Genomic DNA, 21,599 nt, shown 5'->3' with positions numbered 1-21,599 from the left:
TGCTAGCACAGATATGGCCTTCGAGCTGTGAGAACTCCACTGTGGTGCAGACAAGCGTACGACTCTGGAGGCAGCATGCGAAACGTCTTGATCTCGGGGGCCGGCGTCGCCGGCGGCACCCTGGCCTGGTTCCTGGCCCGCGCCGGCTGGGCCGTGACCGCGGTCGAGCGGGCGCCCGGCCCGCGCACCGGCGGCCAGGCGATCGACGTGCGGGGAGCCGCGCTCGACGTCGTCGACCGGATGGGCCTCGGCGAGCGGATGCGGGCGGTGCGCACCCGCATGCGCGGGATGTCCGTGGTGGACGGCGCCGGGCAGGAGCTGTTCCGGTCCGAGGAGTTCACCTACAGCAGCGGCCGGCTCGACAGCGACGACTTCGAAATCCTGCGTGACGACGTCGTGGCGATCCTGCACGAGGCGACCGACGTCGAGTACGTCTTCGGCGATTCGATCACGGCGTTGACGGAAGAAGCGCACGGTGTGCGGGTCGAGTTCGAGCACGGCGGCTTCCGGACGTTCGACCTCGTGGTCGGCGCGGACGGCCTGCACTCGGCCGTGCGGCGGCTGGCCTTCGGGCCGGAGGCGCGGTTCGGCACGCACCTCGGGCAGTACCTGGCGATCTTCCCGACGGCCAACTTCCTCGGCCTCGAGGACTGGCAGGTCTGGTTCCGGCACGAGGAGACCGGCGGCGCGATCTACCCGGTCCGGGACAACACCGAGCTGCGCGTGACCCTCGGGTTCGGCTCGGAGCCGTTGCCCTCGTTGGCTGTCGCGGACCAGAAGCGGCTGATCACCGAGCGGCTCGCGGGGATCGGCTGGGAGGTGCCGAAACTCCTGGCTGCGATGGCCGAAGCGGACGTCTTCTACTTCGACGCCATGGCGCAGATCCACCTGGACCACTGGTCGGCGGGCCGGGTCGTGCTGGTCGGCGACGCGGGATATTGCGCGTCGGCGTTGTCCGGGCAGGGAACGAGCCTCGCGCTGGTCGGCGCGTACGTCCTCGCCGAGGAGCTCGGCCGGGCGGGCCACGAAGAAGCCTTCGCGGCCTACGAACGGCGGATGCGGCCGTTCGTGGCGCTGAACCAGGCGCTGGCCACGGAGAACCCGACCGGGGGCCCGGCGGAGGAGTCGGTGGAGCGGGCGAAGAACGCGATCAAGCTCGGCTGAGGAAGTCCGCCAGGGCCGCCGACGTGCGGTCCGGCGCCTCGAGGTGGGGGAAGTGCCCGACGCCCGGCCAGATCTCCGGCTCGGCGTGCGGGCCCGCCCAGCGGACCGACGACGTCGCCGTCTCGGGCAGGATGCAGGTGTCGTCCCCGCCGTGCAGCTGCAGGGTCGGCGCTGCGATCCGGGCGTCGACGGCGTCGGTGAACCGGCGGCCCTCACCGCGGAACTGCGCGCGGAACGCCCACCGGTAGTACTCGAGCGCGCTGTGCGCGACGCCGGGCACGAGCATCGCCTGCCGGAACGCGCCGACGCTCTCGGTGAAGTCCGAAGTGGACCGCCAGCGGCTCCCGGACCAGGCGCCGAAGAGATCCTCGACGGCCTGGGCGTCGTTCTTCAGCAGCCACTTCTCCGGCGCCATCGGCACTTGGAAGCGGAACAGGTGCCCGGCCGCACGGCCCTGGCCACGCCACGGGCGGGCCGCCGACGACCGCAGCGCGAGCGGGTGGGCCGCCCCGATCGCCGTCACCGAAGCCACCAGCCGTGGGTGCAGCGAGGCGACCGTCCAGGCGAGCATGCCGCCCCAGGCGTGGCCGACGAGGTGCGCTCGCCGCGCCCCGAGCGACTTGACCAGGCCGCCGATGTCGCCGGCGAGCGTCCAGGCGTCGTAACCGCGGGGTGGCTTGTCCGAGTCGCCGTACCCGCGCAGGTCGACGGCGACCGCGCGGAAGCCGGCGTCGGCCAGCGCCGTCAGCTGGTGGTGCCAGGTCCACCAGAACTCGGCGAACCCGTGCAGCAGCACCACGACCGGGCCGTCACCGAGCTCGGCGACGTGCAGCCGGATGCCGTTCGCGGAGACGTCGCGATGGGCCCACGGGCCGTCGAGCCGGACGGTCGACGGGTCGGGGGACGCGTGCAACGACTCAGTCGCGCGTGCTGGTCAAGTCGGCTTCGGGCGCCTTCTGCGGCTTGAGCGCGGCGGCGGTCTCCTTGACGCTGGCGATGGTCCGCTCCGGTGCCTTGAACTTCTTCACCTTGCGGTAGCCCAGGAAGCCCGCGGCGCCGGCGACCAGCAGCATCAGGAAGAACACGATGCCGAACGCGATCCAGCGGTAGCGCACCCACTCCGCCAGGCCTTCGGCCGCGAAGAAGAACAGGAAGAACGTGCTGTACAGGAAGACCGTCAGCGCGATCAGGAAGTAGACGGCCCCCTTGAGGCCCTTCTTCACCTCGCCGACCAGCTCGGACTTCGCGAGCTCCATCTCGGCCCTGACCAGGGTCGAGATGTGCTGGGTCGCGTCGCCGACGAGCCTGCCGATCGACTGGTCGCCGGGGACGTCGGTGTCGGAGGACAGCGGGAGGTAAGGCACGGCCCCCACGCCGTCGGGGCCGGTGCGTTCGTGCTTGGGGCTGCTCACCGGGTCATCGTGCCATGACGCCCCGGAGCGGGCGCGGCGGAGTCACCGAGTGTCGGCGATCAATCCGCCTCGGCGTGCACACGGCTCCGCTTCAGCAGCATCACCGCGGCCAGCAGGGACGCCACCGCGGAGGCGATCAGCACCGCCGCCTTCGCCAGTTCGCTCGTGTCGCCGGGCAACGCCAGCTCCGCGATCAGCAGGCTGACTGTGAACCCGACCCCGCCGAGCACCGACAAGGCGCCGAGGTCGCGCCAGCCCACACCCCGCGGCTTTTCCGCGGCCTTGAGCTTCACCGCGAGCCAGCTCGCCCCGAAGATCCCGACCACCTTGCCGCCGAGCAGCCCGGCCAGCACCGCGAGCGGCAACGCCGTGGTGAACACCTTGCCGAGCGAGTCGCCGCTGACCGAGATCCCGGCCGCGAACAGCGCGAACACCGGCACGGCGACGGTCGCCGACCACGGCTGGAGGCGGTGCTCGAGCCGCAGCGCGGGCGCCTCGGCCTCACCTTCGTCGGGCCGGACGCGGGTGAGCAGGCCGAGCGCGACGCCGGCGATCGTCGCGTGGACGCCCGCCGAGTGCACCGCGACCCAGGTGATCAGTGCGAGCGGCACGTACAGCCAGGGCGTCCGGACGCGGCGGTGCTGCAGGAAGGCGTACAGCGCGAGCGCCACCACCGCGACGGCTACCGCGACCAGATCGAAGCCGGTCGTGAACAGGACGGCGATGACGATGATCGCGCCGAGGTCGTCGACGACGGCCAGCGACAGCAGGAACACCCGCGCGCTCGAGGGCAGGTTCGACGCGGTCAGCGCGAGCACGCCGAGCGCGAACGCGATGTCCGTCGCGACCGGGATCGCCCACGCCCGGTCGATTCCCGGCGTCCCCCAGCCGACGCTCAACGCGACGAGCGCGGGCACGACCATGCCGCCGATCGCGGCGACGACCGGCAGCACGGCCTGCTTGAACCGCGACAGCTCACCGATGACGAGCTCACGCTTGAGCTCCAGCCCGGCGACGAAGAAGAACAGGGCGAGGAGGCCGTCCTTCGCCCAGTCACCGATCGTGAGGTTCAGGTGCAGGAACTCCGGGCCGAGCCGGAAGTCGCGCAACGCGTAGTAGCTGTCCCGCAGGGGTGAGTTGGCCCAGATCAGGGCGACGGCGGTGGCCGCCAGCAGGATGATCCCGCCGGTGGTTTCGGTGCGCAGGTATCGCGCGAACTCGGTCAACGGGCGGGACACGGCGGCTCCAGGGGTCTCTGATCACTGTTGCCGACCAGACTTCCCGGCGCACCTTGACGGAATTTTAATACCTCTTTGTCACGGATCGTTATGGCCACCGCCACACCGGGTGCCGGTGGTGGGTCACACGGTGTGCTCATAGCATGCCAAGCGACAACGAAGTCCGAGACAAAGGAAGACAGAGTTGTGAGCACCTCTACCGAGGTCCAGCAGGACACGAGGTTCTTCGGGCACCCACGAGGGCTGGCGAACCTCTTCGGCGTGGAGATGTGGGAGCGCTTCTCCTACTACGGGATGCTCGGCATCCTGCCGATCTACCTCTACTACAAGGTCGAGCAGGGCGGCCTGGGCCTGGCGCAGGAGTCCGCGCTCGGCATCGTCGGCGCGTACGGCGGCCTGGTGTACCTCTCCGCCGTCATCGGCGCCTGGGTCGCCGACCGGCTGCTCGGCTCCGAACGCACGCTGTTCTACAGCGCCGTGCTGATCATGATCGGCCACGTCAGCCTGGCGCTGCTGCCGGGCCTGGGCGGCATCGGCGTCGGCCTGGTCTGCGTCGCGGTCGGCAGTGGCGGGCTGAAGTCCAACGCGACGGCGATCGTCGGCACGCTCTACGCCGAAGGTGACGAGCGGCGCGACGCCGGCTTCACGATCTTCTACATGGGCGTCAACCTCGGCGGGTTCGTCGGGCCGCTGCTGACCGGGCTCGCGCAGACGGAGGTCGGCTTCCACCTCGGCTTCGGCCTCGCCGCGATCGGCATGGCGCTCGGCCTGATCCAGTACACGTTCGGCCGCAAGAACCTCGGTGACAAGGCCAAGGAGGTCCCGAACCCGCTCCCGTCGTCGCAGCGCGCGCTCGCGGTCGGCGCCGCCCTCCTGCTGGTCGCCGCGATCGTGCTGCTGGTGCTGACCGGTGTTGTCAACCCGGGCAACCTCGCCGACGTCGTCGTCTGGGTGGTCGGCGTGATCTCGGTGATCTACTTCCTCGTCATCCTGACCAGCAGCAAGATCACCGGCGACGAGCGCAGCCGGGTGTTCTCGTTCATCCCGATGTTCATCGCCAGCGCGGTGTTCTTCTCGCTCTACCAGCAGCAGTTCACGGTCGTCGCGGCCTACACCGACCAGCGGCTGAACCGGAACCTGTTCGGCTGGGAGCTGCCGGTGTCCTGGGTCAACTCGATCAACCCGGTGTTCATCATCGTGTTCGCCCCGGTGCTGGCGGCGCTGTGGACGAAGCTCGGCGAGCGCCAGCCGTCGACGCCGATGAAGTTCGTCCTCGGCACGGTGCTGATGGGCGCGGCGTTCCTGCTGTTCCTGCCGATGGTGGGCAGCGGCAAGAACGCGAGCCCGATGCTCGCGATGGTCGGCATCCTGTTCGTCTTCACGATCGCCGAGCTGTGTCTCTCCCCGGTCGGGCTGTCGCTGTCGACGAAGCTCGCGCCGGAGGCGTTCCGGACGCAGATGGTGGCGCTGAACTTCCTGTCGATCTCGTTCGGCACCGCGATGTCCGGCAAGCTCGCCGAGTACTACTCGGTCGATGACGAAGCGCCGTACTTCAGCACGGTCGGCGGGGTCGCGATCGGTGTCGGCATCCTGTTGTTCCTGGGCATCCCCTTCATCCGCAAGCTGATGAAGGGTGTGCACTAGCCCACGGTGACGCCGAAGATCACCCCGACGAAGTAGGTCACCACCATGGTGAGGGCGCCGACCCCGACGTTGCGCAGGATCGCGCGCCCCACGTTCGCGTCGCCGAGCCTCGCGCTGACCCACCCGGTCAGCGTGAGGCCGACGACGACCGCGGCCGCGCACGCCCACACCCGCAGGGACACGCCGGCCCAGGCGATGGACAGGATCGGCAGCAGCGCGCCGACCGAGAACGCCAGCAGGGACGCCCAGGCCGCCTGCCACGGGCTGGTCAGGTTGTCCGGGTCGATGCCGAGCTCGGCCTCGGCGTGCGCCTGCAGCGCGTCCTTCTCAGTCAGTTCGCGCGCGACCCGGCTGGCCAGTTCGGGCGAAAGGCCCTTTTCTTCGTAGATCCCGGCGAGCTCGCGCTCCTCGGCGTCCGGCATCGTCGTCAGCTCCTGCTTTTCCAGCCGGAGCAGGGCTTGTTCGGTGTCGCGCTGGGTGCTCACGGACACGTATTCCCCGCCGGCCATGGAAAAGGCGCCGGCGACGAGCCCGGCGATTCCGGCGGTGAGGATCGTGGTGCTTTCCGTGGTCGCGCCGGCCACCCCGACGACGATGCCGGCGACCGACACGATCCCGTCGTTGGCCCCGAGAACCCCGGCCCGCAGCCAGTTCAGCTTCCCGCCCACACCCTGGTGCGGTTCGTGCGCGTGCTGCACGGCAGTTTCGGTCACCGGACCAGTGAAACACGAACCGGGAATCGTGGCGAGATGCGAATTTCCGGTCAGGTTCGCCTAATTGATGACTGCCTTACCTAAGCCGGTCCTGTGTGGACTCTCAGCGGATCTGGGTCATCATGGGCGGCATGGACGAGCAAGTGTGGCAGCCGCTGGTCACGGTCGAGGGCCTGCCGCTCGAGGGCGGCGAAGGCCGGTTCCGCCTGCTGGAGACGGCCGAGAGCGGCCTGGCGTACCTGATCCACTACCCGGCGGGCGTGGCATCACCGACCCACGCGCACGACCACGACTCGATCGTCTACGTCCTGTCGGGCAAGCTGCGCGGCGCGGTCGACGGCGTCGAGGCGGTGCTGGAGCCGGGGGATTCGGTGGTCCATCCGCGCGGGGTGGCCCACCACGTCGAGGCGCTGACGGACTCCATGTGGGTGGAGTTCAAGTCACCCCTGCCGGCCCGCCCACCCATCGCCTAGCCGACCCTCCAGGCACGCGACCCGACCCGCTGGGTACGCGAGCCGACCGTCCGGGTACGCGAGCCGACCGTCCAGGTACGCGAGCCGACTCTCTGGGTACGCGAGCCGACCGTCCGGGTACGCGAGCCGACCCAGGAAAGCGGAAACGCCCGGCCCCGCTCGAAGCGGAACCGGGCGCTTCCCGGAAATTAGCTCAGGCGTCCAGCTCGGCGAGGGCCTGCTTGGCCTTCTCGAGCTCGGCTTCCAACGCGGCGACCTTCGCGGCCTGCGCTTCGCGGGCCTGGTTGATCACCTCGTCGATCGGGCCGGACAGGTCGGAGTGCAGCTCCTTCGCCGCGCGCGACACCGCGGCGGCGGGGATCTCCAGGCCCTTCGCGACCCACTTCGAGCCGTTCTTCAGCTCGGCCTGCCACTCGCCATCGGCGGTGCCGGTGACGGTCAGGATCAGCTCGACCGTGCGGGTCTTCTTCGCCGTCGACGCGGCCGCCGCACCCTTCGGGCGGCCACGCTTCGGCTTGGGGGCCTCTTCGGCGGCGGGCTCAGCCGGAGCCGAGTCCTCCGAAGCGGCCGGGGACGCGGACTCGGTGACGGTCGTCGCCTCGGCGGCGGGAACGTCGGTGGCCGGCGCCTCGGTGGTCGCCGGAGCTTCGGCCGTTTCCTCGTCGTGCGTCAGGACATCCACGGTCATCGTCGTGTCGTCTCCTTGCCCGGGAAGGGGGTGTGGTTCGCGGCACAGTGTAGAACATGCGTTCGAAGTGCGCCGCTCGGGGGGTTCATGAAAGAGCCCTCCCGGCGCGAAGCCGGAAGGGCTCTGACGGAGCAACGCTAGCTCACTCCTCGGCCTTGTCCGACTTCAGGCCCGACGAAATCAGATCCATCACCGACGAGTCGGCCAGCGTGGTGACGTCGCCGACCTGCCGGTTCTCCGCGACGTCGCGCAGGAGACGGCGCATGATCTTGCCCGAGCGCGTCTTAGGCAGCTCCGGCACGACCATGATCTGCCGCGGCTTCGCGATCGGCCCGATCTCCTTCGCGACGTGGTTGCGCAGCGCCTGGATGGCCTCCTCACCGCCGTCGACCGCGTTGCCGCGCAGGATGACGAACGCGACGATGCCCTGGCCGGTCGTCGGGTCGGTCGCGCCGACGACCGCGGCCTCGGCGACCGTCGGGTGCGACACGAGGGCCGACTCGACCTCGGTCGTCGAAATGCGGTGGCCGGACACGTTCATCACGTCGTCGACGCGGCCCAGCAGCCAGACGTCGCCGTCGTTGTCGTACTTCGCGCCGTCGCCGGCGAAGTAGAAGCCCTGGTCCTTGAAACGCGACCAGTAGGTGTCCTTGTAGCGCTCCTCGTCGCCCCAGATGCCGCGCAGCATCGACGGCCACGGCTGGTCGAGCACCAGGTACCCGCCGCCGCCGTGCCCGACCTCGACGCCCTGGTCGTCGACGACCTTCGCGGAGATGCCCGGCAGCGCCTGCTGCGCCGAGCCCGGCTTGGTCGAGGTGACACCCGGCAGCGGCGAGATCATGATCGCGCCGGTCTCGGTCTGCCACCACGTGTCGACGATCGGCGCCTTGCCCGCGCCGATGTTCTCGCGGTACCAGATCCACGCTTCGGGGTTGATCGGCTCGCCGACCGAGCCCAGCACCCGCAGCGACGACAGGTCGTACTTCTCCGGGATTTCCGCGCCCCACTTCATGAACGTGCGGATCAGCGTCGGCGCGGTGTAGTAGATGGAGACCTTGTGCTTCTGCACGATCTCCCAGTGCCGGCCCTCGTGCGGGGTGTTCGGCGTGCCTTCGTAGACGACCTGCGTGACGCGGTTCGCGAGCGGGCCGTAGACGATGTAGCTGTGGCCGGTGATCCAGCCGATGTCGGCGGTGCACCAGTAGACGTCCTCGCCGGCCTTGTGGTCGAAGACGTTGTGGTGGGTGTATGCGACCTGCGTCAGGTAACCGCCGGAGGTGTGCAGGATGCCCTTCGGCTTCCCGGTGGTGCCGGAGGTGTAGAGAATGAACAGCGGGTGCTCGCTGTCGAACGCCTCGGGAGTGTGCTCTTCGGACTGTCCGTCGACGAGCTCGTGCCACCAGAGGTCGCGGCCGTCGGTCCACGGGACGTCGCCCTCGAGCTGGTCGCCGGTGCGCCGCACGACGATGACCTTCTCGACGCTTTCGGCGCCTTCGAGCGCTTCGTCGACGTTGGCCTTCATCGGCGCGGCCTTGCCGCGGCGGAACTGGCCGTCGGAGGTGATCACGATCTTCGCGGCGGCGTCGTCGACGCGGGCCCGCAGCGCCGTCGGCGAGAAGCCGCCGAAGACGACGCTGTGCAGCGCGCCGATCCGCGCGCACGCGAGCATCGCGAAGATGGCCTCGGGGACCATCTGCAGCTGGATCGCGACGATGTCGCCGGCGGTGACGCCCAGCGACGCGAGTGCGTTGGCGGCCTTGGAAACCTCGGTCTTCAGCTCGGCGTAGGTGATGTCCCGGGTGTCACCCGGCTCGCCGACCCAGTGGATCGCGACCTGGTCGCCGTGGCCGGACTCGACGTGCCGGTCGACGCAGTTGTACGCGACGTTCAGCTTGCCGCCGACGAACCACTTCGCGAACGGCGCATTGGTCCAGTCCAGTACCGTGGTCCACTTCGTGTCCCACGTCAGCCGCTCCGCCTGCTTCGCCCAGAACGCTTCGCGATCGGCGTCCGCCTCGGCGTAGAGATCGGCCTTCGCGTTGGCCTGGCCAGCGAATTCGTCGCCGGGCGGGAAGGTGCGGCTCTCGGTGAGCAGGTTGTCCAGGGCTGGGGACTGCTCGGTCATGGTTGCAAGGCCTCCTGTAGTGCGCCGACATGACGGCTAGCGGCACGCTAGCGACGTTAGTCCGCCTTGTAAAAGGTTGCACCCACGTTGCCCCGCCGGTTCACCGAGCCAGGCGAGACCCGGTGACTAAGCGTTCGTTCAGCCGAGCCTTCGCCGCGGGCCACTCCGGCGCCAGCATCGAATAGGTGACGGTGTCGCGCGAGGAGCCGTCCGGCCGGATGCGGTGCGCCCGCAGCACTCCTTCGCGAAGCGCGCCAAGCCGCTCGATGGCGCGTTGCGAGCGCAGGTTGCGGATGTCGGTCTCCCAGGCGACCCGTTGCGCGCCAAGGGTTTCGAACGCGTGCGTGAGCAGCAGTAGCTTCGACTCGGTGTTGAGCCCGGTGCGCTGCCAGTCCGCGCCGATCCAGGTGTGCCCGATCGAGAGGATCCGGTGCGGCTCGACGACCTGGTAGTACGACGTCGTCCCGGCGACCCGGCCGGAGGTGACGTCGATCTGCGCGAACGCGCGGCGCGCGGGGTCGCCGAGGGCGTCCTGGATCATCCGTTCGGCGGCCGGGACGTCGGCGGGCTGCCGGATGCTGAGCCAGGCCCAGATGCCCGGGTCGGCGCCGGCTTCGAACAGGCCCTTCGCATGGTCGGGGGCCAGCGGTTCCAGGCGGACGTGCTCGCCGGACAGGGTCGGTCGGGTGCTCCAGTCGCTCACGTGATCACCTTAGGCACGCCATTGGCTGTGTCTGATAGCCAATTTCCGAGCATTTCCAGAGTCCACTTCGGCGTTGCCTATGCTCGGCGGAACCACGACGAAGGGCGAGATCGATGGCCGAAGAGCGGGAAGAGCTGAGCTGGGAGCTGTTCGGCACGGCGAGCCGTGAACTGGCTCACACCATCGCCGACGACGGCTTCGCGCCGGACCTCGTCCTGTCCATCGCCCGCGGCGGCCTGTTCGTCGCCGGCGCGCTCGGCTACGCGCTCGACGTGAAGAACCTGCACGTGATGAACGTCGAGTTCTACACCGGCGTCGACCAGCGCCTCGACCTGCCGGTGATGCTGCCGCCGGTGCCCAACGTCGTCGACCTCACGAGCAAGAAGGTGCTGATCGCCGACGACGTCGCCGACACCGGCGCCACCCTCAAGCTGGTCCGCGACTTCTGCCTCGACCACGTCGCCGAGGTGCGCTCGGCGGTCGTCTACCAGAAGCCGCACTCCACGGTGAAGTGCGAGTACGTCTGGCGGCACACCGACAAGTGGATCAACTTCCCGTGGTCGGTGCTGCCGCCCGTGGTCAAGCGCGAAGGACAGGTTTTCGACGCATGAACGACCCGCTGAAGCCCCTGCTCGACCTCGAAGGTGTCGCGGCGGCGGCGAAGTCCGCGCAGGACGCCGTGTTCGCGGTGCACCGCCTCCCGGCCAACCTCCGCGGCGGCGCGGCGACGGCGGCCGAGGCGTCGGTGCGGGCCGCCCGCGCCTCCGCCGGGATCGAGGGCGCGAACCCGGAACTGCCCGCCGACGGCGCGGTCGGCGACCCGATCCTCGCCGGCTCGCTACGCGTTGCGGAAACGCTGGAGACGCTGCTGCCGACGTGGCGCCGAGCGCCGATGCAAGCCTTGGCACGGCTGCACGTCCTGGCCGCGGCGGACCTCGTCAAGGACCCGGATGCGTTGGGGCGCCCGCATTCCGGCGGTGGCCGCCTGGAGATGCTGGCGCAGCTGGTGACCGGCGCGACGTCCGTGCCGGGCCCGGTCCTGACGGCGGTCGTGCACGGGGAACTGTTGGCGCTCAAGCCGTTCGGCAGCGCGGACGGCGTCGTGGCGCGGGCGGCCGCCCGGCTGACGATGGTCGCGACGGGCCTCGACCCGAAGGCGCTGAGCGTGCCCGAGGTGGCGTTCTTCCGCCGGGTGCCCAAGTACCTGGAAACGGCCGAAGGGTTCGCGACCGGGACGCCCGAAGGTGTCCGCGCGTGGCTGCTCTTCTGCTGCGAAGCGTTCGAAGCTGGCGCGCGCGAGGCGAAGAGCATCTCGGACGCGGCTTCTTAGGTGGTCAGCTTCGCCGACCACTTCTCCTCGATCCGCCCGAACCGCCACACCGCCAGCGCGACGACCCAGGTCAGCACGAACAGCCCGACGATCCCGAACCCGACGTAGTCCAGGTCCACCGAGGCGATCGCGGCCAGCGGCCCCGACGTGATGTCGAGCTTCTCGGCCAGGATCGACACCAGCTCGATGGTCCCGATCAGCAGTGCGACGGCGACCGACAGCGCGGTCACGGTGAGGTTGTAGAAGATCTTGCGCACCGGCTTCGCGAACGCCCAGCCGTAGGCGAAGTTCATGAAGCAGCCGTCCACCGTGTCGAACAGGCTCATCCCGGCGGCGAAGAGGATCGGCAGCACGAGGATCGCGTACCAGGGGAGCGCGAACGTCGCGGCGCCCGCGGCGAGCACGAGCAGCCCGATCTCGGTCGCGGTGTCGAAGCCCAGCCCGAACAGCAGGCCGACGGGGTAGATGTGCCACGGCTTCCGCACGGCCTTCGTCGCGCCGCGCAGCAACCGGTTCATCACGCCGCGGTTGTCCAGCTGGTGCTCCAGCGCGGCTTCGTCGAACTCGCCGTGCCGCATCCGCTTGAACACCCGCAGGATGCCGACCAGCACCACGAGGTTGAGGATCGCGATCACGTACAGGAAGACGCCGGACACCGACGTCCCGATCAGGCCGGTCGTGTTGTGCAGGGCCGAGGAGTCGTCCTCGACCTGGCCGGCCAGCGCGCGGACGCCGAGGGAGAGCAGCAGGCACAGCGCGAAGACGATCGTCGAGTGCCCGAGCGAGAACCAGAAGCCGACCGACAGCGGCCGCTGGCCGTCGGCCATCAGCTTGCGGGTGGTGTTGTCGATCGCGGCGATGTGGTCGGCGTCGAACGCGTGCCGCATGCCGAGGGTGAACGCCGTGACGCCGAGCCCGATCCCGAACACGCCCGACGTGCCCAGCGCATAGTGCTGGGGTGCGACGAATGCCGCCAGCACCACCCAGCCCACGACGTTGAGCAGCAGGATGAACCCCGCCATCCCGCCGATCGACACCCACTCGCGACGCGAAAGCCCGCGCCGCGAGTCCTCTGTGCCCGCCATCGCCACCCGCCTTCCCTCATCTGAGAGGTTAGACAGGTGAACAGATGGGAGGCAATGAATCTCAGCTGGCGCGCACTCGCACCAGATCGAGCGCCTTCCGGACGTGCCCGCCGGAGACGTGCAGCGCCTTCGCGGCGCTCTTGACGTCCTCCCCGGAGAGCAGGTGCACCAGCGCCACCTTGAGGTCGCCCCCGGCCTCGGTGAGCGCGTCGGAGCAGTCCGCCATCGTCATGCCGGTGGCTTCCTGCAGGATCCGGATGGTCCGGCCGCGCAGCTTCGCGTTGGTCGCCCGCATGCTGACCATCAGGTTGGAGTAGGTCCGGCCCAGCTTGATCATCGTCGCGGTGGAGAACGACGTGAGGATCATCTTCTGCGCCGTGCCCGCCTTCATCCGGGTCGAGCCGGCGATCGCTTCCGGGCCGGTGTCGACGGCGATGAGCACGTCGACGCCCGGCGGCTTGGCGGCCTTCGCGTTGCCCGACACGAGACCGGTGTGGGCGCCCTGGCGCTGTGCGGCGAGCAGCGCGCCCAAGACGTACGGCGTCCGGCCCGACGCCGTCAGCCCCAGCACGAAGTCACCCGGCTGGACCATGGCGGCCATCTCGGCCGCGCCGGCCCCGTCGTCGTCCTCCGCGTTTTCGACGGCCTGGCGCAGGGCGCGCTCGCCGCCGGCGTGGTGCGCGATGAACCAGTCGCCCGGCACGTTGAACGTCGGCACCAGCTCGGCCGCGTCCAAGGTGGCCAGGCGCCCGGACGTGCCCGCGCCGACGTAGTGCACTCGGCCGCCGGCCCGCAGGGCGTCCACCGCGTAGTCCACCGCGCGTGCCACCTGGGGCAGCACCGCGGCGACGGCGCCGGCGACCGTGCGGTCCTCGGCGTTGATCGCGCCCAGGATCCCCGACGTGGACATCAGGTCGATGTCCGTGGTGCGGGGATTGCGGGTCTCGGTCGGCGAATCGACGTGCACCGCCTGCGTGGGGACGGTCATCATGCGCCTCACATTTTCTCCGGTCATTACTTGCCGGTTTCCCGCGGACGGCGACGACCGTCCGGCCTGACCCCCAGGCGGTGCGAGCCGACCGCGTCCCTGGTGGCGTCCAGGGCGTTGACCGACGCGTCCATGTGCCGCTGCGCGACGCCGATGAACAGGCAGTCGATGACGGTGAGCTGGGCGATGCGGCTCGCCGTCGCTCCCGAACGGAACGTGGTTTCCCGGGCAGCCGTGGTCAAAACGTAGTCGGCGACCTCGGTGATCGGGGACCGCGGGAAGTTCGTCACGGCGATGGTGATCGCGCCGTGCTCCCGGGCCACCCGCAGCGCCTCGACGGTGTCGGTGGTCGCACCGGTGTGCGAGACGCCGATGGCGACGTCACCGGGGCTCAGCACCGCGGCCGAGGTGAGCATGATGTGCGTGTCCGACCACGAGAAGCACACGCGGCCGATGCGGTGCAGCTTCTGCTGCAGGTCCGCGGCGACGAACGCGCTGGCGCCCACGCCGTAGACGTCCGCGCGGCCGGCGTTGGCGACGACCTCGATCACGCGCTCGAGCGTGGGGACGTCGAGCTGCTCGGCCGTCTCTTCGACGGCGCGCGCGTCGGCGAAGCTGACCTTCCCGATGACGGCCGCCAGGTCGTCCTCCGGGCCGATCTCGCCGCCGAGGTTGCGCGTGGTGCGCGCCTCGGTGCGCGCGGTGTCCGCGGCCAGCGCGATGCGCAGCTGCGGGTACCCGCCGACCCCGACCGCCTTGCAGAAGCGCGTCACCGTGGTCTCGCTCGTGTTGGCGGCCAGGGCCACCTCGGTGATGCTGCGTCTCGCGACCTTCGCGGGATCTTCCAGCACCACCTTGGCCACGCGCTGCTCGGCGCGGGCCAGGCCGGGGAGCAGGGACCGGATCCGGACCAGCGGGCTGGCGTCCGCGTCCCGCACGGTCGTCTGGACCGATACGGGCTCGGACGGTGCCGTGCCGACTACGGATTCGGTATCACTCACCGTCGGAAAGTTACTAACCGTTGGCATTTGCGACAAGGCTACCCACACCCTTCAGTCTCATCGCAACCCGTCCGTGTCTGCGGATCTGGATTTGCGATTAATCACTGACCAGAAAGTCGCCAACCAGGTCGCTCTTGTTAACGAGGTCAAGCTAACGACTTGGCAACTTAGTGTCGCGGTGCAAACGGTGGGCGGACGGCTGAGTCGGGGCAAAAGTCGACAACGAGCGACCGGAGGGTCACCGAGTGCTCAATTGCCAACCCTCTGCGACAAAAGCAGCCGGATTCCGTTCACCGTCGAGGAGTGATCGGCCGCTCTCGGTGACTTTCACACCGTCTACCGAAACTCCGCGGCCCGTGTAGTTCGGGTCGGTGCTGTAACGCCACCGGAGGCTGACCGCCGCACCCTGCGGCAGCACGCCAGTCGCCTTCCACCAGGCACGGTGCCCGTGTCCGGAGAGCGACGTCACATCTCCGGAGGGTGCTCCCGGCCCGGTTACCGATAGCGTGATCGGTTGCCAGTTCACCCCGTCGGCGGTCGCCTGCAGCTGTAATGGATCAGTACTTCCCTCGGTGTCCACGAAGGCGTAGAAGGACACGCGCGCTTGATCACTTTGTGTAGTAAAAGGGCGCGTACTCAGCGTGGCGACGGCGGCGTTACCCAGCGTGCTCGTCCACGCGTCCTTCCCGGCCGCCGGTTTCACGGCCATGGCCCTGGCCAGCGACGTCGCCCACACCTGCCGGGCGGTGTTGATCGAGCCCCAGTTCCGGGTCGGGTGGACGCGGTTGGTGAGCAGGATCGCGACCGACCGCGACTCCGGGTCGATGACCAGCGTCGTCCCGGTGAAGCCGGTGTGCCCGGCGGTGACCGGGGAGGCCAGCGCGCCCATGTACCAGGGCTGGTCGAGCTCGAAGCCCAGGCCGTGCGCGTCGTCCGGGAACTGCTGGTTGTAGTTCGTCAGCATCATCTGCCGCACGGTGTCCTCGCCGAGGATCCGGTGCCCGCGGTAGCTGCCGCCGTTGAGCATCGTCTGGGCGAGGGTGGCCATGTCGTTCGCGGTGCTGAACACCCCGGCGTGCCCGGCGACCCCGCCGAGCGACCACGCGTTCTCGTCGTGCACGCTGCCGCGCACCATCCCGCGCGGCGGGTTCGCCTCGAACTCCGTCGCGGCGATCCGGTTCAGCTTCGACGCGGGCGGGTTGTACCCCGTGTCGACCATGCCGAGCGGCGCGGTGATGCGGTCGTGGACCACCTTGTCCAGTGACTGGCCCGTCAGCTTCTCGACGATGAAGCCGAGGGTGAGCAGGTTGATGTCGGAGTAGAGGTACGTCGTGCCCGGCTTGTTCTTCAGCGGGCTGTCGAGCACGGCCTGCCGGCGCGACGGGATGTCCGGGTAGCCGGCCCACAGCGACGGGATCGGGTCGGCGTCGAACCCGGAGACGTGCGTCAGCAGCATCTTGATCGTGATGGCGGCCTTGTCACCGGTCGCGAACTCCGGGAAGAAGCGGGACACCGGGGTGTCGATCGTCAGCCGGCCGCGTTCGACGAGCTGCAGCACGGCGATCGAGGTGAACAGCTTCGAGATCGACGCCATGTCGAAGATGGTGTCGGTGCGCATCGGGACCTGCTGGTCGGTGGGCAGTTCGGTACCCGCAGCATCGGCGTACCGCAGCGCGCCGCCGACGGCGTACCGGTCGACGACCACACCGTCGTGGGCCAGCAGGCCGACCGCGCCGGAGAAGTGCGGGTGCCCGGTGGCGTCCGGCTTCGTCCAGCTCGCGAGGAAGTCCTCGGCGGCCTTGATCGGCGCCGGGTCGAGGCCGACCTCTCCCGGCCGGCCGTCGCGCAGGGTCGTCCACGGCGCGGCGAACCCCTGCTGCGGCCGGTCGAAGCGGCCCGCGTCGTCGTGGCGTCCCGTGATGGCGCTGGCTCCCGAAGTCAAGGTGGTCAGCGCGACCAGCACTCCGGTGGCCGCGGCGATGACCTTCCTAGCACGCACGAGTTCCCCCTCAGCGGTAGAGCAGGTGGCGACGACGTTTCCGGTCGAACTCGGCGAGCTCGGCGCGCCAGGCCCCGGTGACCTCGTCGACACCCGCACCGGCGTCGACCATGGTCCGCAGCCGGTCGGACCCGGAGAGCTTGTCGATGTAGTTGTCGGGGCGCCAGGCGAAGACGTCCGGGTGCAGCGCCTTCGCCGTGACGAGCATGGCGACCGCGGTCCGGATCGCGTCGAAGACCCGCGGGTCCTCGACGCTGACCTGCACACCACCGCAGGTCTGGTTGACGAACTTGCTGAACGTCGGGACGAAGTAGATCTCGCGGAACCGGGCGCCGGGCAGCGCAAGGTCCTCGAGCTTCTCGCGCCAGCGCCAGTCGAGGCCGGGCGCGCCGATGATCTCGAACGGCCGGGTGGTGCCGCGGCCCTCGGAGAACACCGTGCCTTCGAACATGCCGGTGCCGGGGTAGACGAGCGCCGTGTCCGGTGTCGGCATGTTCGGGCTCGGCAGCACCCAGTTGAGCCCGGTCTGCGCGAAGAGCGTGTCGCGCTGCCAGCCGCGTACCTGGACGACGTCGAGGTGGTCGAGCTTCACGCCTTCGGCGGGTAGGAACTCTTCGGCGAAGAAGCGCGCGAGCTCGCCGACGGTCATGCCGTGTTGCTGGACGATCGGCTTCTTCCCGATTCCCGAGGAGAACTTCGGGTCGAGCAGCGGCCCGGCCGCGCGTCCGCCGACCGGATTCGGCCGGTCGAGGACGACGAAGGCGGCTTTGACCTGCGCCGCGGCCACCATCGCCGTGTAAAGCGACCAGATGTAGGTGTAGAAACGCGCGCCGACGTCGGCGATGTCGAAGACGACTGTGTCGACGCCGGCCTTGGTGAACAGCGAAGCGAGCTTCGTCGCGTCAACGCCGTACGCGTCGTAAACCGGTACGCCGGTCCTCGGGTCGGTGTAGTCGCCTTCGGAGCCGCCGGCCTGCGCGCTGCCGCGGAAGCCGTGCTCGGGCCCGAAGGCGGCGACCGGCTTCACACCGGCCTCGACCATCGAGTCGACGATGTGGTCGCCGTTCAGCAGCACGCCGGTCGGGTTCGACAGGACGCCCAGCTTGCGGCCCTTGAAGGACCGCCAGCCCTGCGCGGCCAGCTGCTCCGCGCCGGTCAGCACCCGGCCGTGCGCCTGCGCGGCTTGTCCGGGTTGCCCGGCTTGCTCGGGCTGGGCCCCGGCTACGGCGGAGCCGCCCGCCAGAGCCGGGACCGCGAGCGCACTCGCGCCGAGGAAGTGGCGCCGGTTCAGGTTCACCAGGTCAGCCCGTGGCCGAACGGGTACTTCACGGTCTGCACGTCGGCGCCCGCCGGGATGTCGACCGGCAGCTTCCCGACCGGCTTCGTCTCGCCGAGGATCACTTTGGCCAGCGCTTCCAGGGTCGGCGTGATGTAGCCGTAGGTGGCCAGCCAGGTCTGCACCTTGCTGGGATACCCGGCGTCGTAGGGGATCTGCGCGGCGACCGCGATCACCGGCTTCCCGGTGGCCTGCAGGGCGTCGACCAGCTTGGTCTGCAGCGGGAAGCCACCGATGTTGTTGGTCAGCACCACGACCAGGTCGGCCTTCTGGGCGTTGGCGACGGCCTGCGTGATCTGGGCGTCCGTCGGGGCCTGGCCGGTCTGGTACGCCGTCGCGGCCGTGCCGTGGGCGGTCAGCTTCTGCGCGAGCGTCGTCGTCGTGGAGACGCCCCAGCCGGTGACGAGGGCCGTCGCGGGCTTCTGCTTCAGCGGCAGGAGGCCGGCGTCGTTCGCGACCGCCGTGATGCCGCGGTCGGCGATGTCCTGCGCCGTCTTGAGGCTCGCCGGGATGCCGACGGTCTTCATCACCCGGTTCGGGTCGTTGAACGGCGAGAACAGGATGCCGCTCTTGAACTTCAGCTTCAGCACGCGCAGCACGCTCTGGTCGATCCGCTGCATCGGGATGTCCCCGGTCTTCACGGCGTTGAGCACCGAGTTGATCGCGACGTCGAGGTGCACCGGCATGAGCAGCTGGTCGACACCCGCCTTGAGGGCGAGGACGGGGATCTCGGCGTCGCTGTGCAGCTCGCGCACCCCCTGCATCTCCAGCGAGTCGGTGATGACGACGCCGTTGTAACCGAGTTCGTTGCGCAACTTGCCGGTGACGATCGGCTTCGACAGGGTTGCCGGCTCCAGCGACGGGTCGAGGCTCGGGAACTGGATGTGCGCGGTCATGATCGAGGTGATGCCGGCCTTGATGGCGGCCTTGAACGGCGGCACGTCGGTGGCCCGCCACTGCGCCTCGGTGCTGTCGATCCGCGGCAGCCCGGTGTGGCTGTCGGTCGGCGCGGCGCCGTGCCCGGGGAAGTGCTTCGCGGTCGCGGCCACGGACTTCTGGAAGCCCTTGATCTCGGCCGTGACGAAGTCGCTGGCCAGGCCGGGCTGCCCGGCGAAGGACCGGACGCCGATGACCGGGTTGACCGGGTTGGAGTTGACGTCCGAGTCGGGCGCGAAGTCCTGGTTGATGCCGACGGCCCGCAGCTCCTGGCCGAGGATCGTCGCGGCACTCGTCGCGCGCCCGGTGTCACGCCCGGCCGAGATGGCCATCGCGTTGGGGAACTCGGTGGCCGGCGCGCCCATCCGGGTCACCGTGCCGCCCTCCTGGTCGGCGCCGATCTGCAGCGGGATGTGCGCCCCGCTCAGGATGGCGGCCTTCTGGAGGCCGTTCGACAGCTTCGCGACCTGGACGGGGTCGTCGAAGTTGTCGCGGGTGTCGTTGTTGAAGTAGATGACACCGCCGAGGTGGTACTTCTGGACGACCTGGGCCGGGGTGTCGACGCCGAAGTCCGTCTGGTTCTTCGGGTTCACTTCGTCGGCGGTCTTGCCGTTCACCCACGTGACGAACAGCTGGCCGACCTTCTGCTCGAGCGTCAGCCCGCGCAGCGCCTGTGTCGCCGCGGCCTCCGCCTGCGCGTCCGCACTCACCCTCGGTGCGCTCGCCGGTGCGCTCGCAGCGGTCGCGACACCCACACCGGTGAGCGCGAGCACCCCCGCGACGGGCAGGGCGAGCGCATGGAACCTCCGATTTCGGGTCGTCACGACCAGCCTCCCAGAAAGTTGCGGACGCTCGGCGGACGTCAGAAGTCCACTCGGAAGCGTCAGTATCGGGAAGCTACTCACCGAATCCGTCGATGTCCATCGACCGACCGCACCAACGGTCCAGTCGTACCCGGATCGGTAGGAAAGTTGCCGTTCGCACCGTGCGATTGCCCCGGATGGGTGGGCGGACCAGCGCGGTCTTTGGTCCGTACGTGGTGCCCGCCCCGCCTTTACGCAGAGACGAGGCGGCGCCCGTGGCCTAGGGCCACGGGCGCCGCCTGCAAGCGCGAACTTCTCGGGCGACCAAGCGTGCAACTCTGGTCGTACCTACATGGACTCGGCGTGTGGCGTCCCACTACGCAGTCCCTAGACGACGAGCCTCCCGCGGCGCGCTGCGCGTGGGTACCCGGAGTCCGCGCACGGAGGTTTGCCGGGGTGGAACAGGCTTCTCTTCTACCTGTTCCCTGGCCGACCAAACGTCCGCACCTACTTTCTACGCCGTGAGCCCGGTCACTTCAAGTGCGCGGATGGGTGCACCGGTACAGAGGCTGGATCGGGTGACACGGGCACCCTGCGCGACGGACAATTCGGGGCTGGGCGGGCGAAAGCGGGGGCCGTACGGCCGTGTGGGTGGCGCGGGTGCGGCTAACGGGACCGGCGGCGGCGGTTGAGGCCGTACCAGGTCGCGCCGGCGGCCACCGCGCCCACACCGAGGGCGACCATCCCCGCCGACCGCGTCGGGATCCGGCTGCGCAGCGACATGGGCCGCTCGAAGGCCAGGATCGGCCAGCCGCGGTCGAGGGCTTCACGCCGCAGGAGCTTGTCCGGGTTGACCGCGTGCGGGTGCCCGACCACCTCGAGGAGCGGGATGTCGGTGCTGGAGTCGGTGTAGGCGAAGCACTCGGCGAGGTCGTAGCCGTGGGTCGCGGCGAGCTGCTTCGCGGCGACGGCTTTGTTGGCGCCGTAACAGTAGAAGTCGACCTCGCCGGAATAGCGGCCGTCGACGATCTGCATCCGCGTGGCGACGCTCCGGGTCGCGCCGAGCATTTCCGCCACCGGCGCGACGACCTCCTCACCGGTCGCCGACAGCACGATGACGTCGTGCCCGTCCTCGCGGTGCCGGGCGATCAGCTCCGCCGCCTCCACGTACACGAGCGGGTCGACGACGTCGTGCAGGGTTTCGCGGACGATCGCCGAAACCTGCGCGACGTCCCAGCCGGCGCACAGTGCCGAAACCTCGGCGCGCAACCGCTCGGTCTTGTTTTCGTCGGCGCCGGCGAGGGAGAACACCAGCTGCGCGTAGGCGCTGCGCAACGCGGCGCGACGGTTGATCAATCCCTCTCTGAGCAATGGTTTGCTGAACGCCAGCGCGCTCGACGAGGCGATGATCGTCTTGTCCAGGTCGAAGAACGCGGCCACCGCGTGCTCCGGGCCCGGCTTCCGGATGCGCGACGGCGCGCTGCTCGGTTCGGCCACCCGCCCAGGATAGGAGCTTGATCGCGGCGCGTCCCGTTGATCCACCACAGGCGCGCCGCGGCGGGCGGAAAATCCATGACAGGAAGGGACTTCCGGCGCGCTGTGCCGTTATCGAACTGTGCGCGTCGTCCGGCGCGCGAACCGGCGTCCGGCGGAGTTACAGTGAGGGAGTCCGGTGTCCAACCGGGCCGGTTCAGTCCGACCCCCCGGGGCTGAACCCACGGCGGCCCCCGTCCCTCCCCCCTGGCGGGGGCCGCCCTCTTACCTTCCGCTTACCTTCGCCGTTTTTCTTGTACCGGTGGAATTGCGGGTTCCGGGCGGCCTCGAAACCATCGAATGCGGGTCTTCCGCGCTCGCTTCCGCCGCAGGTGCGTCGCGGGCGGGCGTGATCTTGCCACAACACCCCGACCGAACCGGTCCGCGAACCGTTCCCCGGGCCGCAGTTGTCCACAACACCCCGGTTG

At 69.5% G+C, this 21,599-nt stretch carries 19 protein-coding genes; 5 read left to right on the top strand and 14 right to left on the bottom strand.

Annotated elements, in window-relative coordinates:
* Window positions 1-75 precede the first annotated feature (75 nt).
* The gene (locus ACIA5G_RS06335) at window positions 76-1,164 is read left to right on the top strand and encodes an FAD-dependent monooxygenase (RefSeq protein ID WP_395921133.1); all 1,089 of its coding nucleotides are present in this window, start codon (window positions 76-78) and stop codon (window positions 1,162-1,164) included.
* On the opposite strand, the gene ACIA5G_RS06330 is transcribed toward ACIA5G_RS06335, so the two are convergent.
* From ACIA5G_RS06330 to nhaA, 3 genes are read right to left on the bottom strand one after another with little or no spacing between them, the layout of a single operon-like run.
* Window positions 1,151-2,077 carry an alpha/beta fold hydrolase gene (locus tag ACIA5G_RS06330; protein WP_395921132.1) on the bottom strand — a complete coding sequence of 309 codons (927 nt, stop codon included), beginning with the start codon at window positions 2,075-2,077 and terminating at the stop codon, window positions 1,151-1,153. The two genes, ACIA5G_RS06335 and ACIA5G_RS06330, sit on opposite strands and share 14 nt — an antisense overlap.
* Before the next feature lie 4 nt (window positions 2,078-2,081).
* Entirely contained in the window at window positions 2,082-2,576 is a 495-nt protein-coding gene (locus ACIA5G_RS06325) for a phage holin family protein (RefSeq protein WP_395921131.1), read from the bottom strand.
* A gap of 59 nt (window positions 2,577-2,635) precedes the next feature.
* Window positions 2,636-3,814, bottom strand: coding sequence for a Na+/H+ antiporter NhaA (gene nhaA / locus ACIA5G_RS06320; protein WP_395921130.1), 1,179 nt, complete (start codon window positions 3,812-3,814; stop codon window positions 2,636-2,638).
* Window positions 3,815-4,000: 186 nt separating this feature from the next.
* Between nhaA and ACIA5G_RS06315 the strand changes: the two genes are divergently transcribed.
* Window positions 4,001-5,458, top strand: coding sequence for a peptide MFS transporter (locus ACIA5G_RS06315; protein ID WP_395921129.1), 1,458 nt, complete (start codon window positions 4,001-4,003; stop codon window positions 5,456-5,458).
* Here the strand turns inward: ACIA5G_RS06315 and ACIA5G_RS06310 are convergent.
* Entirely contained in the window at window positions 5,455-6,171 is a 717-nt protein-coding gene (locus ACIA5G_RS06310; protein WP_395921128.1) for a VIT family protein, read from the bottom strand. The two genes, ACIA5G_RS06315 and ACIA5G_RS06310, sit on opposite strands and share 4 nt — an antisense overlap.
* A gap of 131 nt (window positions 6,172-6,302) precedes the next feature.
* Between ACIA5G_RS06310 and ACIA5G_RS06305 the strand changes: the two genes are divergently transcribed.
* Window positions 6,303-6,644 carry a cupin domain-containing protein gene (locus ACIA5G_RS06305; RefSeq protein ID WP_395921127.1) on the top strand — a complete coding sequence of 114 codons (342 nt, stop codon included), beginning with the start codon at window positions 6,303-6,305 and terminating at the stop codon, window positions 6,642-6,644.
* Window positions 6,645-6,837: 193 nt separating this feature from the next.
* Here ACIA5G_RS06305 and ACIA5G_RS06300 read toward each other — a convergent pair whose 3' ends face one another.
* The 3 genes from ACIA5G_RS06300 to ACIA5G_RS06290 all read right to left on the bottom strand — a co-directional run bounded on the left by ACIA5G_RS06300 (window position 6,838) and on the right by ACIA5G_RS06290 (window position 10,160).
* The gene (locus tag ACIA5G_RS06300; RefSeq protein WP_395921126.1) at window positions 6,838-7,332 is read right to left on the bottom strand and encodes a DUF6319 family protein; all 495 of its coding nucleotides are present in this window, start codon (window positions 7,330-7,332) and stop codon (window positions 6,838-6,840) included.
* 142 nt (window positions 7,333-7,474) lie between these two features.
* Window positions 7,475-9,457 carry an acetate--CoA ligase gene (gene acs, locus ACIA5G_RS06295; protein ID WP_395921125.1) on the bottom strand — a complete coding sequence of 661 codons (1,983 nt, stop codon included), beginning with the start codon at window positions 9,455-9,457 and terminating at the stop codon, window positions 7,475-7,477.
* Window positions 9,458-9,557: 100 nt separating this feature from the next.
* Complete coding sequence (locus ACIA5G_RS06290; RefSeq protein ID WP_395921124.1) at window positions 9,558-10,160, bottom strand: GNAT family N-acetyltransferase; 603 nt, start codon at window positions 10,158-10,160, stop codon at window positions 9,558-9,560.
* Window positions 10,161-10,273: 113 nt separating this feature from the next.
* Here ACIA5G_RS06290 and ACIA5G_RS06285 point away from each other — a divergent pair, with 113 nt between their 5' ends.
* Together ACIA5G_RS06285 and ACIA5G_RS06280 are read left to right on the top strand one after the other, a co-directional pair.
* Entirely contained in the window at window positions 10,274-10,771 is a 498-nt protein-coding gene (locus ACIA5G_RS06285; RefSeq protein ID WP_395921123.1) for a phosphoribosyltransferase, read from the top strand.
* The gene (locus tag ACIA5G_RS06280) at window positions 10,768-11,490 is read left to right on the top strand and encodes an oxidoreductase (RefSeq protein ID WP_395921122.1); all 723 of its coding nucleotides are present in this window, start codon (window positions 10,768-10,770) and stop codon (window positions 11,488-11,490) included. Before ACIA5G_RS06285 ends, ACIA5G_RS06280 begins: the two co-directional genes overlap by 4 nt.
* Here the strand turns inward: ACIA5G_RS06280 and ACIA5G_RS06275 are convergent.
* The 7 genes from ACIA5G_RS06275 to ACIA5G_RS06245 form a co-directional block, all read right to left on the bottom strand.
* Complete coding sequence (locus tag ACIA5G_RS06275; protein WP_395921121.1) at window positions 11,487-12,575, bottom strand: HoxN/HupN/NixA family nickel/cobalt transporter; 1,089 nt, start codon at window positions 12,573-12,575, stop codon at window positions 11,487-11,489. The genes ACIA5G_RS06280 and ACIA5G_RS06275 overlap by 4 nt on opposite strands.
* 61 nt (window positions 12,576-12,636) lie before the next feature.
* Window positions 12,637-13,566 (bottom strand): N-acetylmuramic acid 6-phosphate etherase, encoded by a 930-nt coding sequence (locus ACIA5G_RS06270; RefSeq protein ID WP_395921120.1) that lies wholly within the window; start codon window positions 13,564-13,566, stop codon window positions 12,637-12,639.
* A gap of 23 nt (window positions 13,567-13,589) precedes the next feature.
* Window positions 13,590-14,591 (bottom strand): MurR/RpiR family transcriptional regulator, encoded by a 1,002-nt coding sequence (locus ACIA5G_RS06265; protein WP_395921119.1) that lies wholly within the window; start codon window positions 14,589-14,591, stop codon window positions 13,590-13,592.
* 211 nt (window positions 14,592-14,802) lie between these two features.
* Window positions 14,803-16,527: a serine hydrolase gene (locus tag ACIA5G_RS06260; protein WP_395921916.1), complete on the bottom strand. Its 1,725-nt coding sequence runs from the start codon at window positions 16,525-16,527 to the stop codon at window positions 14,803-14,805.
* A 46-nt stretch (window positions 16,528-16,573) separates the two neighbouring features.
* Entirely contained in the window at window positions 16,574-17,860 is a 1,287-nt protein-coding gene (locus ACIA5G_RS06255) for an exo-beta-N-acetylmuramidase NamZ domain-containing protein (protein WP_395921118.1), read from the bottom strand.
* Entirely contained in the window at window positions 17,857-19,608 is a 1,752-nt protein-coding gene (locus ACIA5G_RS06250; protein ID WP_395921914.1) for a glycoside hydrolase family 3 protein, read from the bottom strand. The genes ACIA5G_RS06255 and ACIA5G_RS06250 overlap by 4 nt, the downstream gene beginning before the upstream one ends.
* A 696-nt stretch (window positions 19,609-20,304) precedes the next feature.
* Window positions 20,305-21,135, bottom strand: coding sequence for an HAD family hydrolase (locus tag ACIA5G_RS06245; protein WP_395921117.1), 831 nt, complete (start codon window positions 21,133-21,135; stop codon window positions 20,305-20,307).
* Between the last annotated feature and the right edge of the window lie 464 nt (window positions 21,136-21,599).

The organism is Amycolatopsis sp. NPDC051758, assembly GCF_044453095.1.
GTDB lineage: Bacteria > Actinomycetota > Actinomycetes > Mycobacteriales > Pseudonocardiaceae > Amycolatopsis.
This window is presented reverse-complemented; position numbering and strand designations above follow the sequence as displayed.

Coding starts and splice junctions, on each gene's coding strand:
- ACIA5G_RS06335 (WP_395921133.1), top strand. CDS start 76: ATGCGAAACGTCTTGATCTCGGGGGCCGGCGTCGCCGGCGGCACCCTG.
- ACIA5G_RS06265 (WP_395921119.1), bottom strand. CDS start 14,591: ATGCCAACGGTTAGTAACTTTCCGACGGTGAGTGATACCGAATCCGTA.
- ACIA5G_RS06305 (WP_395921127.1), top strand. CDS start 6,303: ATGGACGAGCAAGTGTGGCAGCCGCTGGTCACGGTCGAGGGCCTGCCG.
- acs (WP_395921125.1), bottom strand. CDS start 9,457: ATGACCGAGCAGTCCCCAGCCCTGGACAACCTGCTCACCGAGAGCCGC.
- ACIA5G_RS06300 (WP_395921126.1), bottom strand. CDS start 7,332: ATGACCGTGGATGTCCTGACGCACGACGAGGAAACGGCCGAAGCTCCG.
- ACIA5G_RS06270 (WP_395921120.1), bottom strand. CDS start 13,566: ATGATGACCGTCCCCACGCAGGCGGTGCACGTCGATTCGCCGACCGAG.
- ACIA5G_RS06275 (WP_395921121.1), bottom strand. CDS start 12,575: ATGGCGGGCACAGAGGACTCGCGGCGCGGGCTTTCGCGTCGCGAGTGG.
- ACIA5G_RS06280 (WP_395921122.1), top strand. CDS start 10,768: ATGAACGACCCGCTGAAGCCCCTGCTCGACCTCGAAGGTGTCGCGGCG.
- ACIA5G_RS06285 (WP_395921123.1), top strand. CDS start 10,274: ATGGCCGAAGAGCGGGAAGAGCTGAGCTGGGAGCTGTTCGGCACGGCG.